Consider the following 12115-nt stretch of genomic DNA (forward strand, 5'->3'; position numbering starts at 1 on the left):
ATAGAAAACGTGGTGGAGCAGCCATAGATGCTCCACCACGTTTTCTTTGTTTGCTATTCATTCTTTAACCTAGCTGCCTTGGGAGTCTTCTTCCGCAGGAGGGATTGATACACCCAGCATGCATTCATGAGCATGAGCACGGCTGACAGAAGGAACAAGCCGCGAATGCCGACCGATCCGGAGAGCGCGCCTCCTGTAATAGGACCAATCATATTGCCAAGCCCGAGTGTGCTGCTATTGAAGCTGTACGCACGGGATTCCATGCCATCGGGCGTGTACTTGCGTATCAGCGCATTAACCGTTGGCACTAGACCTCCGAGAAATATGCCTAGCAAGAATCTTGAGAGCAGCAGCTGTGAGACACTTCCTACTAGCGCCTGAGGGATGAAGGTAATCGCTGCACCGACAAGCGATATGCCCAATATTCGCTCAGCGCCTATCCGATCGCTCAGCTTACCGAGCAACGGGGAGGCGACAAGATTGGACATTCCCGTTACCGAGCCGACAAAGCCTGCCCAGAAGGCCAGATTCGACGCCGTTCCATGCAGCTCCTGCACGAACAGAGGCATGAGCGTCATGGGGCTAACCATAGCGAATTGGATTAGAAAAGTTACAGCATACAGTGATTTGAGCTGAGGAATACGGCTAAGTACACGCAATCCCTCTGTCACAGACACTTGCGGCTTCGCAGCTGCTTTTGCACGGTCGAAAGGCTCTTTGACAACAAATAATGCCAGCAGGGAAGCTGCGAAGATCAAGGCGCCTGTAATATAGAAGATCGGCCGGAAGCCAACGGCATCCGCCATCAATCCTCCCATGAATGGGCCGAGTATTGTTCCCGCAATTCCTCCAGACTGTAGTGTGCCCATCGCGAACCCTGTTCGTTCCTTCGGTGTTGTAGCAGAGATTAAGGCTACCGATGCAGGGTTGAAGCCGGAGATCGTACCATTGAGCATCCGAAGCAGCAGCAAGTGCCACGGGTTTGTGGCGAAGCCCATCAAAGCCATGACGACGGCCATGCCGAAGCCATTGGCGATCCAATCACGTACGGTAGTTACGAGTATCGTACAGACTAATCAAGAGTCAGTAAGCGGTACGGAGGCATCGGATGGAGAGGATAATGAGGCTCCGAGCAATAGTGCAGCAAAAAGTGAATTTACGGTAACGATAGCCGGACATATGGAGAATACACTGCAGTATTTGCGTCAAGTGAATAAGAGTGAACGTATTATTATGAATGAGCATTGGACGATGAAAGTATTAACAGCTTCCGAGCTGGACAGCTACAAGGACTTGCGTGACAATCCGAATATAAATAGAAGCATGCCAGTCTACATCACGGAGCTGCGGATGAGCTTCTTCTCTCTCCCTCAATATGCAGAAGCTTTGCTTGGAATAGAGCCGTCTGCCAAGGATGAGGAGGAAGTGCTGAAGGCGCTGCAAAATAAATATTCAAATCTGGCATGGGACTAAAATATGATGGAGCCAAATGGCAAGAGATCGCTCACTTCCCTACTTCAGTCAGGGGATGTGCGGTCTTTTTTTCATCCAACTTTCATCCATTCTTCATGCGCGCGCAGCTTGATTGTCATACTATTGTCATAGGAAACAGAATGATGCAGGTTGTTAGGGGTAGGGAAAACGGGCATAATGGAAATTAAGGAAAAACTACAGAAAAGAGGAACGGGAATGAGCTATAACGACCGTTTCATTCGGGCATGCCGGAAGGAACTTGTTGACCGCGTACCCGTATGGTACATGCGTCAAGCAGGACGATACGATCCTGAATACCGTAAAATAAAAGAGAAGTACTCACTGCTAGAAATCTGCCGGCAGCCTGAGCTCGCGGCGGAAGTCACAATGATGCCAGTACGCAAGCTGGGTGTTGATGCGGCTATTTTATATTCTGATATTATGAATCCGGTTGCTTCCATTGGTATTGACTTCGATATCGTTGCGAACATTGGACCAGTCATCGCCAATCCGATTCGCACGGCGTCTGATATTGAGAAGCTGAAGCCGATTGATGTGGAGGGAGATCTCAGCCATGTGCTGGACACGATCCGTATTCTCGATCGGGAGCTTGATGTTCCTCTCATTACCTTCGCGGGGGCGCCATTCACGATTGCCAGCTATTTAATCGAAGGAAGACCGTCCAAAAATTATTTGCGTACGAAAGCGCTTATGTACAGTGAACCCAAAGTATGGGGACAGCTCATGGACAAGCTTGGTGATATGGTTATCACTTATTTGCGTGCGCATATGGCTGCAGGGGGCAAGGCATTCCAGCTGTTCGACAGCTGGGCAGGGGCATTAGCGCCAGCCGATTTCCGCAGATTCGTATTGCCAACAATTGAACGGATATTTGATGAGCTGTCGGATTTGTCACAGCCGAAAATTTATTTCCCGGGTGTTAGTTCAGGGGAATTGCTGCCGGAGCTTCATCAGTTGAAGGCGGATGTGGTAGGTCTGGACTGGCGTGTGTCGATTCCAGAGGGACGTCGCCGTCTTGGCGGCAAGTTCGCCGTGCAAGGAAATCTGGACCCTGTCGTTCTGACTGGGCCAATGAGCGTGATAGAATCGTATGCTGCGGAAATTATTGATCAGGGACTGGAGCAAGAAGGGTTTATTTTCAACCTAGGTCATGGCTTGTTCCCAGAAGCCTCGCTGGAGAAGCTTGCAGAGCTGACCGCTTTCATCCATACCTATTCGGAGAACAAGATTGCAGCAGGCAGCAGAAAGGAGTCGAGTCATGTCTGAACTTCATGTAAATAACAAAATAGGCGTACTTGTAATGTCCTATGGAACGCCACAGAGCTTGGATGATGTAGAGGCGTATTATACGCACATTAGACGAGGAAATCCCCCTGCTCCTGAACAGCTCGCTGACCTGAAAGGGCGGTACGAAGCTATTGTCGGCGGTGTGTTCCCGCTGCGAGAGAATACCGATGGGCAAGTAGCTTCCTTGCAGGATAAGCTGGAGCAGCTTGCTCCTGGCAAGTATGTCTGTTACCAAGGCCTCAAGCATGCTAGCCCGTATATTGAAGATGGTGTTGAGCAGATGGCTCAAGACGGCATCAAGCAGGCGGTGGGCATCGTGCTGGCGCCTCATTATTCATCAATGAGTGTAGGCTCTTATATTAAAAGAGCGCAGGAGAAGGCGGAAGCTGTCGGTCTGACCATGACTTTCGTGAAGGAATATCATCTGCATCCTAAGCTGCTTAAGGCGATTAGTGAACGTGTGACAGATGGTCTTGCCCGGCTTGATCAATCCTCAGGCGGCGCGAAGCACTTCAAGGTTCTGTTCAGTGCGCACAGTCTCCCGGAGAAAATTCGTGAGATCGGCGATCCTTATGAAAGCCAGCTGCTGGAGACGTCGGCAGCCGTTGCGGCAGAGGTTCAGCTTGATGCAGCTGATTGGCAGTTCACTTGGCAGAGCGCAGGCCGTACGAGAGAGCCTTGGCTTGGCCCGGACATTCTGGATACGATGAAATCGCTGGCGGATGTTGGAGTGAAGGCTCTGCTTGTTGCTCCCGTTGGCTTCGTATCGGATCACCTCGAGGTATTGTTCGATCTGGATATTGAGGCTCAGGCCGTTGCTCGCGAGCTTGGCATTACGCTGGAGCGAATTGCGATGCTGAATCGAGATCCCCTCTATATGGAGACGCTGGCGGAATCCGTTATTAATAATGCTGGATAAGATAGGTGCTCATTAGCATGCCGAATATAAGAAGCGAGGCTTGGCGTACGAGATGCGAAGCCTCTTGGAGAGGAAGACAACATATGCGGAGAATCGGATTAGCTGATCGAATTGTCATTATTGGCGGAGGAATCAGCGGGCTGAGCTCCGCTTTTTATTTGCAGCGGGAAGCGGAGCGGCAGGGCAGACAGGTGCATTTGACAATTGTTGACGGAGCACCATCCCTTGGCGGTAAAATTAATACGCTGCAGCGTGACGGATTTGTCATTGAGAAAGGCCCGGATTCATTCCTGTCACGGAAGCTGCCAATCATCGAGCTAGCCCAAGAGCTGGGCATAGAGAATGAATTGACCGCTCAGAATTCTACAGGGAAAACCTCATATATCCTGCGTGACGGCAAGCTGCATCCCATGCCCAAAGGGTTAGTGCTTGGCATACCAACTGACTTGGAAGCTTTCATGCAGAGTGATCTGGTCACTGAAGAAGGCAAGGCGCGGGCATTGCTGGATCTAGAGATGGAGAATGCAGCTCCAGACGGTGATGAGTCGCTGGGCGGATTTTTGTCCAGACGAATTGGACCAGAGATTATGCGGAATATATCGGAGCCGCTGCTTGCAGGCATATATGCAGGAGATCTCAGCAAGCTGAGCATCCAAGCGACCTTCCCGCAATTCGCGGAAGCTGAGCGTCAGCATGGAAGTCTCATTAGAGGGACACAGATTCAGCAGCAGAGCAAGGCACCTCAGCAGATGCCAGCTGGTATCCCTGAGGAAGTGAGAGGCAGCGTATTTCTCAGCTTCAAGGAGGGGTTATCGTCGCTCGTGCATGCACTTGATCATGCTCTTGCTGGGACAGAACGCAGGCTTGGTCAGAATGTGACTGCAATTAATAAGATAGAGCACCGTGCAGAAGGGACGGGAGCTAAGTATGAGCTCTGCTTAGCCTCCGGTGAGCGACTGCCTGCCGATGCGATTGTGATGACAGCTCAAGCCTACGCTTCTGCTGATCTATTGGAGCCTCATATCGATGTGTCGGAGCTCAGAGCTATTGATTATGTATCCGTAGCTAATGTGGTAATGGCATTCGATAAGGAGTCTTTTGGCTTAACATTCGATGGGTCAGGCTTTCTTGTCCCTCGATCGGAGGGACTGCGTATTACGGCATGCACTTGGACCTCTAATAAGTGGCTGCACACAAGTCCAGAAGATAAAGTGCTGCTGCGCTGCTATGTCGGCCGCTCTGGTGATGAGCAGGCAGCGCAGCTGCCAGATGAGGAGCTGAAGCAGGCGGTGCTGGAGGATATCCGGCATACGATGGGTATTACTGCGCAGCCGATATTTACGGAAATTACGAGGCTTCCTCGTTCGATGCCGCAATATCCGGTTGGTCATCTCGACCATACAGCAAGGCTGCGGGCAAGAATGGCGGAGAAGCTTCCTGGCATATATGCCACTGGCGCAGCCTTCGATGGCGTTGGGCTGCCTGACTGTATTAGGCAGGGCAAAGAAGCTGCGGAAGCAATCTTCGCTGCTCTATGAAATCATCGCAAATGGACTAGAACATTGCTATAATGGGTAGGACTCTCTTGATCCATCGATAGAGGTTGCGCTTAAGAAGCGAGTTTTGCTGGGCACAAATGAGGGTAATGCTTACGATGCCAGCTTATGCTTCGCCGAATCTTAAGCGAAAGCTTACGATGCAGCTTTTGCTTCGCAAAAACGTTTAAGGAGACCATTCATGTACGTATCTCGTTCTGAGTCACATCAACACGATAAACGCAGGCGAAAGAAGAAGTTTCGTCGTCTGTTAGCTATTAATTTAACGATGTTAGGTATCATTATTGTTGTGCTCGCTGTATGGCTTGCCATGAGGGATGATGGAAAGTCCGGGTTATCTATGAATGCAGGAGACGGTGAGCAGAACTCTTCACAAGCCCAGAATGAAGCAGGCAACGATGCGGGTGCGAATGGGGAAGACGTTGCTCCTCCACCAGAGGATGAGTCAGGGGTACAAGAGGATGAGACAGGTGGTGCTTCTACAGATCCTGCTGATCCGGATCAACAGGATGAGGGAACTGAGCCGGAAGCGACGAATCAGCCTGAGAAAGAGCCAGTCGTATCAGTGGATGATGAAGACACGGTAAGGCTTGCTTTTGTAGGCGATGTCCTGCTGACAGAATCGGTAGGCAGGCTGATGAGTACCAAAGGCTTCGATTATCCGTATGAGAAGTCATTGCTGTATTTGAGCGAGCCTGATCTAACTGCCGCCAATCTGGAACACCCAGTAACCGATGGGGGAGTTCCTGCACAAGATAAAACCTATGTATTCAAAGGTGAGCCCGAAGCGCTCCCAGCTCTAAAAAATGCAGGCGTGGATGTCGTAAGCTTAGCGAACAACCATACGCTTGACCAAGGTGTCGAAGGGCTAATGGATACGATAGGGCATTTGGATGATGCAGGAATTTCTCATATGGGTGCTGGAAGCAATGATACGGAAGCTTTTGCGCCCGTTATTAAAGAGGTGCGGGGCATAAAGATTGCTTATATCGGTGTTAGCAGAGTCGTTCCCGATGTGACATGGAAAGCCGATAAGAATGTAGCAGGCGTGGCTGAAACCTACGACACGACTAGAGCTAAGGCTGCTATTAAGAAAGCCAAGGAACAAGCAGATATCGTAGTGGTGATGGTGCACTGGGGAGTGGAGAAGGCAGATGAGCCTCTAGACTACCAGAAGGATTTTGCACGTCAATATATCGATGCGGGTGCGGATCTCATCATTGGGAGCCATCCTCATGTCTTGCAAGGGTTTGAGACATACAAAGGGAAATGGATCGCATATAGTCTTGGAAACTTTATATTTAGCGCCTATCCAAAAGGGAAATCTGGCGACACAGGTGTGCTGGATGCCGTATGTACGAAATCAGGAGATTGCGAGCTGCAGTTCTACCCGATGAGTGGTGACATGGCTCAGCCGGCGCCGATGGAGCCGGATAAAGCGAAGGAGCTCCTTGAGCGATTGAGCGCATTGTCATTTCAAGTGAAGCTGCGTGAGGATGGAACGATTCATTCTGACTGAAGGAAGCTGATAGGATGATAGACAACATGAGAAATCCGTGTGTAGCGCACAGGGGCTGGTCCGGTCGCGCGCCGGAGAATACGCTTGCCGCCATACAATTGGTCATTGATGATCCAGATGTGAACTGGGTCGAGATTGATGTACAGCTGTCTAGCGACAATGTGCCTGTCGTTATTCATGATTACAAGCTTAGACGTACGACAAATGGCAAGGGCGATGTAAAAGCTAAGACAGCAGAGGAGCTTACTGCTCTAGACGCAGGAAGCTGGTTCTCGCCCCTGTACAAAGGGGAAGGTGTTCCTACCCTCGATTCTGTGCTAGAGCTTGCTGGTGGCAGGTGCAGCCTGAATATTGAACTGAAGACGAATGGTGTCCGGTACCCTCAGTTGGAGGAGCGGGTCATTGATCGAGTTCGGGCTCATGGACTAGAGAAAAGCATTGTGCTTACTTCCTTTCATGCGGGTGCACTTAATAGTGTATGGAAGCAGACGGGCGGTACGATCCGCACCGGGCTTATTATTGACGGATGGCGCAATTCGCTTCCGGAGGAGCTCAAGCAGACGGCCTCTGACTTTCTATCCATTGATTATTCAAGATTGAATAAGAATCGCGTTAAGCTGCTTAAGGAGTCGAATATTCAAGTGATGGCTTGGACGATTAATGACGAGCGTTTGATCCGTAAAATAGCTGCACTTGATCCCGATCTTATGATCTGCACGAACTATCCGGACCGCTGGCGCAGAGCAATGGAGCAATTATAATGTTGTTAAGTATATGAATAGAGGAGCGGAGCAATGGTTGGTTGGATTGATGAATGGTGGCTGCGGCTGCTTATTAGCTTACTCGGAAGCGGCCTGATCGCTGCGGCTGCCTATCGCTCCCGCTCGCTTTCTGCATCAGGAGCATGGTCGGCAGTGGTGATGGGGACAGGCTTCGCTACACTTGGAGAGCCGGTCTGGTTTGCTTGTCTAATTGCCTTTTTCGTATCTTCTACGGTATGGTCCAAGTGGAAGCGGAAGCATCGTGCCAAGGCTGCTGCAGAAGCGAAATATGAGAAAACGGGCCGCCGCGATGCGGGACAAGTGTGGGCGAATGGAGGAGTTGGTCTGGTGCTCTGCGCAGCTTATGCTGCATTCCCTAGCTCTGGCTGGCTGTACGCCTATATTGGCGTAATGGCTGCGGTTAATGCAGACACCTGGGCTACCGAGCTCGGTGCCCTTAGTCGTACAGCGCCTCGCTCGATTACGAGCGGCAAGCGGGTTACACCAGGCACGAGCGGCGCGATTACGCTGCTCGGCTCCATGGCAGCGCTAGCGGGCGCCGCGTTCATCGGCGTCGTCGCAGCAGCGCTGCTGGCGCTCCCACAGCAGTCTTACGCTGCTGTGGACGCTTGGGGCGGCGCCGCGGCGCTGGTCGCTGCCGCGGCTGCCGCCGGCTTGGCCGGCTGCTTCGCCGACTCGCTGCTCGGCGCCACCGTCCAAGCCATGTATCGCTGCCGGGAATGCGGCAGCGAGATCGAGCGCGCCACCCATTGTGGCGTCGCGGCTGAGCGAGTGCGAGGCTTCGCATTCATGAACAACGACAGGGTGAACCTTCTGTCGTCCTTGCTCGCTGGTGTGCTCGGCTGGGCGATTGGCGCGCTATTGCTATAACGAATTACCCCTTCATGGATTTCGGCCAATACGGCCTTTCCGGGAAGGGGTTTTATTTGTATATGGACTTTGTCGATCCGAGAGGACAGTCTGATCTCAGCCAATAGATATAGACAGAGTCCTTCCATTTATGTACAATAATATTATGAAACTAAGTTTCACTATATGAAACAATGAAGGTCTTATTTTACCATCTCATGAACGGAGGAAACCTATGACATCCTCATCCGAATCTTTATCTATCTCCCAACCCTTCACCTTCAATGGCATTGATCATGTACAATTAGCAGCACCTGAGGGCTGTGAGGAGAAGGCGAGAGCTTACTTTGGCGGCCTGCTCGGCTGGGTGGAAATACCGAAGCCGGCAAGCTTACTGAAACGTGGAGGCGTATGGTTCAAGTGTGGCGCCCATCAGATTCATATCGGTGTGCAGCAGCCATTTATCCCCGCCACTAAGGCGCACCCTGCCTTTCTAATGAATGGATTGCAAGCTCTGAAACAGCATTTACAGCATAATAGCATTCCGATTATTGAAGATGATGCAAGAACAGAAGAGGGTATCGAACGTTTTTATGCCAATGATCCATTCGGCAATCGTCTCGAATTTATAGAGTGGGGGTCAAGCGATGAACAGTAAAGAGCGCTTCTCGAATCGGGTAGACAGCTATGTGAAATATCGTCCGAGCTATCCGGATGAGGTAATCACCTATTTGTATGAGGTTGTCGGACTGCATCAAGCTGCTGAGGTTGCAGACATTGGTGCGGGAACAGGCATTTTTTCGAAGCTGCTGCTAGAGCAGGGCAGTCGCGTGATTGCAATAGAGCCTAATGATGCTATGCGCAATGCTGCAGTAGCAGCTTTGGGGGAGGCAGCGGGATTCCGGGCAATAGCAGGCTCCGCAGAGGAGACTGGACTGCCGGAGCAGGCAGTTGATTATATCGTCTGCGCACAATCCTTCCATTGGTTCGATCGGGACGCAGCAAGATTAGAATTTAGGCGAATACTCCGGCCAGCAGGTATTGCGGTGCTTATCTGGAATTCGAGGCTAACACAGGGAACGCCATTCCTAGAGGGCTATGACCGTCTGCTCCATACGTATTGTACCGAGTATGATAAAGTAGGCCATAAATTCATCAATGAAGACACTTTGCTTCCATTTTTCAAGAGTGGAGAATGTCATGTCGCTCGGTTCACGAACCGTCAAACCTTCAATCTCGAGGAGCTCACCGGCAGACTCCTATCTTCCTCCTATGCCCCGATGCCTGGCCAGCCGCAATATGAACCGATGATGGAGGAGCTGGAGCAATTATTCGAACAGACTCATCAAGATGGGCAGGTATTGTTCGATTATGAGACCGAGGTATACTGGGGTGAGGTATAGCTTCCTGCTGTAATGCTTAACACAAACGGCCCAAGGATCAATGATCCTTGGGCCGTTCGTCCATACAATCGCATTTACTTCGTTAACTGCTCCATCTGCTCAATCAAGCTCTCGAATACGCTCATCGCTTGCTCGATCGGCTCTGGCGTAGACATGTCAACGCCAGCCTTCTTCAGGATGTTAATCGAGAAGTCGCTGCCGCCGCTTTTCAAGAAACCAAGGTAGCGGTCAACGGCTGGAGCGCCTTCTTCCAGAATCTGCTTGGAGAAGCTAGTTGCTGCAGAGAAGCCTGTCGCGTATTTGTAGACGTAGAAGCTATTGTAGAAATGGGGAATACGAGCCCATTCCATCTCGATATCTTTATCGATGACCATATCGTCCCCGTAATACAGCTTATTCAGATCATAATAGATCTCGCTAAGCTCCTGAGGCGTCAAGGATTCACCCTGCTCAGTCTTCTCGTGAATAATCTTCTCGAACTCGCCGAACATTGTCTGACGGAATACTGTCGTCCGGAATTGATCGGCGTAATAGGTGAGCAGATACATTTTTTCCTTCGGATCAGTTGATTTATTCAGTAAATAATCCATCAGGAGTGCTTCATTCAGCGTGGAAGCAACCTCAGCCAAGAAAATCGTATATTGTGCATCACGATAGTTCTGGTTGTTATCGGAATAATAGGAATGAAGCGCATGGCCCATCTCATGGGTGAGCGTGAACATACTGTTCAGATTATCCTTGTGGTTGAGCAATACGTAGGGGTGCGTTCCGAATGCGCCCCAGCTGTAAGCGCCGCTGCGCTTGCCTTCGTTCTCATACACATCGATCCAGCCGTTATCGAATCCATCTTGAAGCACGGTTAAGTAATCCTCGCCAAGCGGCTTCAAGCTTTCTTTCACGAGCTTCTTCGCTTCGTCATACTTGATTTCCATATTGAACTCGTCGACGAGTGGTGCGAATAGATCGTACATATGAAGCTCATCAAGTCCGAGCAGCTTTTTACGAAGATTCATATAGCGGTGCATAAGGGGAAGATGCTTGTGAATCGTGTCAATGAGATTCGTGTATACCGATTGCGGAATGTTGTCCCCATAGAGCGACATGTCTAGTGCCGATGGATATTTGCGTGCACGCGCATAGAAAATATTTTTCGTTACATTCGCATTTAATGTCGTTGCAAGGGTATTCTTGAGCTTACCGTATGTATCATACATAGTTGTAAAAGCATTTTTCCGTACGTCGCGATTCTTGCTCTCTAGAAATTGAATGTAGCGGCCTTGCGTCAGCTCAACCTCTTCGCCATTCTCATCCTTCACTTTCGGGAATTTCAGATCGGCATTGTTCAATATGCTGTAGATCGAACCAGGAGCTGAGCTCATATTGCCCACTTGAGCAAGCAGTGCTTCTTCATTCTTGGATAATACATGCGCTTTCTGACGGCGCATTTCTTCTAAAGTATGGCGATACTCTGCCAATTCAGGATTCGTAATCATAGCATCAAGCTCAACGTCAGGTAGTGAAAGTACCTCTGGTGTTACGAAAGAGAGCGCCTCGCCGGTTTCAACGCTAATCTTTTTTGATTTATCTGACAATGCTTGATAGACAGGCTCTGCTGTATCCTCATGATGCTTCATATTGGCATAGACATACAACCGTTCAACATGCAGGGACAGTTCATCCTCCAGCTTGAAGCATGCTTTGAGCTGCTCGGCATTGGCAAGCTTGCCTTGGAACACTTCAGCTTTCTTAATCAGTTCCTTCGCTTTGGCATATTCCTTGTCCCATGCAGCTTTATCAGAGAATAGATCCTCCAGCTTCCAACGGTTTTCTACTGCAGTCTCTGAACGTTTAGGTACGTGATTCATCGAACTCCTCCTCGGAACGGTTATGGATATTGCGGCTTGATGAGCGCTAGGCCTAGCCATACTGGATACAGCAGAGCCAGGCACAAGGCTTAACGTTAATAGAATGGGTAACCATTTCATATGGAGCTATCACCTCTAGAACACAGTTTGTCCTAGTATGTCCGGCGCAGCTTCATTTACTCGATTCCCATTGTGAAAAAGCTGTACACAATTAAGAAAAAAGCAAAAGCAATGAAAAAGATAGATACGAGTGCAAGACCGCGACGCAAGCCAGGAGCTAAGGAATCGCGTTTCATTAACACGACCCCGCCTAAAGCGAACGCGGCAATAATAAAGATGATCGTAGTTGTTACATCCATTTGCTGCGTGAAACCTCCTGTATTGTCGTATGCGGCACCTGTCATCGATATGTTCGCCGCATAGGGGATTTTTTCCTTCTGC

General features: G+C 50.1%; 10 protein-coding genes and 1 pseudogene. 8 read left to right on the forward strand and 3 right to left on the reverse strand.

Annotation, left to right across the window (positions count from 1 at the left end; translation table 11 throughout):
• Window positions 1-53: 53 nt before the first annotated feature.
• A pseudogene (locus AC6ESP_RS21175) lies at window positions 54-1037 on the reverse strand (MFS transporter); the annotation flags it as partial.
• Window positions 1038-1689: 652 nt separating this feature from the next.
• On the opposite strand from AC6ESP_RS21175, the gene hemE reads away from it, so the two are divergent.
• From hemE to AC6ESP_RS21215, 8 genes are all read left to right on the forward strand, one after another.
• Window positions 1690-2760, forward strand: coding sequence for a uroporphyrinogen decarboxylase (gene hemE / locus AC6ESP_RS21180; RefSeq protein ID WP_497098733.1), 1071 nt, complete (start codon window positions 1690-1692; stop codon window positions 2758-2760).
• Window positions 2753-3700, forward strand: a complete 948-nt coding sequence (gene hemH, locus AC6ESP_RS21185; RefSeq protein ID WP_497098734.1) for a ferrochelatase — start codon at window positions 2753-2755, stop codon at window positions 3698-3700. The genes hemE and hemH overlap by 8 nt, the downstream gene beginning before the upstream one ends.
• Before the next feature lie 83 nt (window positions 3701-3783).
• The gene (hemG, locus tag AC6ESP_RS21190; protein ID WP_497098735.1) at window positions 3784-5238 is read left to right on the forward strand and encodes a protoporphyrinogen oxidase; all 1455 of its coding nucleotides are present in this window, start codon (window positions 3784-3786) and stop codon (window positions 5236-5238) included.
• Window positions 5239-5437: 199 nt separating this feature from the next.
• Window positions 5438-6775 carry a CapA family protein gene (locus AC6ESP_RS21195; protein WP_497098736.1) on the forward strand — a complete coding sequence of 446 codons (1338 nt, stop codon included), beginning with the start codon at window positions 5438-5440 and terminating at the stop codon, window positions 6773-6775.
• Between the two features lie 26 nt (window positions 6776-6801).
• The gene (locus AC6ESP_RS21200; protein WP_497098737.1) at window positions 6802-7536 is read left to right on the forward strand and encodes a glycerophosphodiester phosphodiesterase; all 735 of its coding nucleotides are present in this window, start codon (window positions 6802-6804) and stop codon (window positions 7534-7536) included.
• Between the two features lie 33 nt (window positions 7537-7569).
• A complete protein-coding gene (locus tag AC6ESP_RS21205; protein ID WP_497098738.1) occupies window positions 7570-8427 on the forward strand; it encodes a DUF92 domain-containing protein in 858 nt (285 codons plus the stop codon).
• A 214-nt stretch (window positions 8428-8641) separates the two neighbouring features.
• The gene (locus tag AC6ESP_RS21210) at window positions 8642-9064 is read left to right on the forward strand and encodes a VOC family protein (protein ID WP_497098739.1); all 423 of its coding nucleotides are present in this window, start codon (window positions 8642-8644) and stop codon (window positions 9062-9064) included.
• Entirely contained in the window at window positions 9054-9809 is a 756-nt protein-coding gene (locus tag AC6ESP_RS21215) for a class I SAM-dependent methyltransferase (protein ID WP_497098740.1), read from the forward strand. The genes AC6ESP_RS21210 and AC6ESP_RS21215 overlap by 11 nt, the downstream gene beginning before the upstream one ends.
• A 74-nt stretch (window positions 9810-9883) precedes the next feature.
• On the opposite strand, the gene pepF is transcribed toward AC6ESP_RS21215, so the two are convergent.
• Window positions 9884-11674: an oligoendopeptidase F gene (pepF, locus tag AC6ESP_RS21220; RefSeq protein WP_497098741.1), complete on the reverse strand. Its 1791-nt coding sequence runs from the start codon at window positions 11672-11674 to the stop codon at window positions 9884-9886.
• Between the two features lie 176 nt (window positions 11675-11850).
• Entirely contained in the window at window positions 11851-12033 is a 183-nt protein-coding gene (locus AC6ESP_RS21225) for a hypothetical protein (protein ID WP_497098742.1), read from the reverse strand.
• Between the last annotated feature and the right edge of the window lie 82 nt (window positions 12034-12115).

This window comes from Paenibacillus xinjiangensis, from assembly GCF_059686975.1.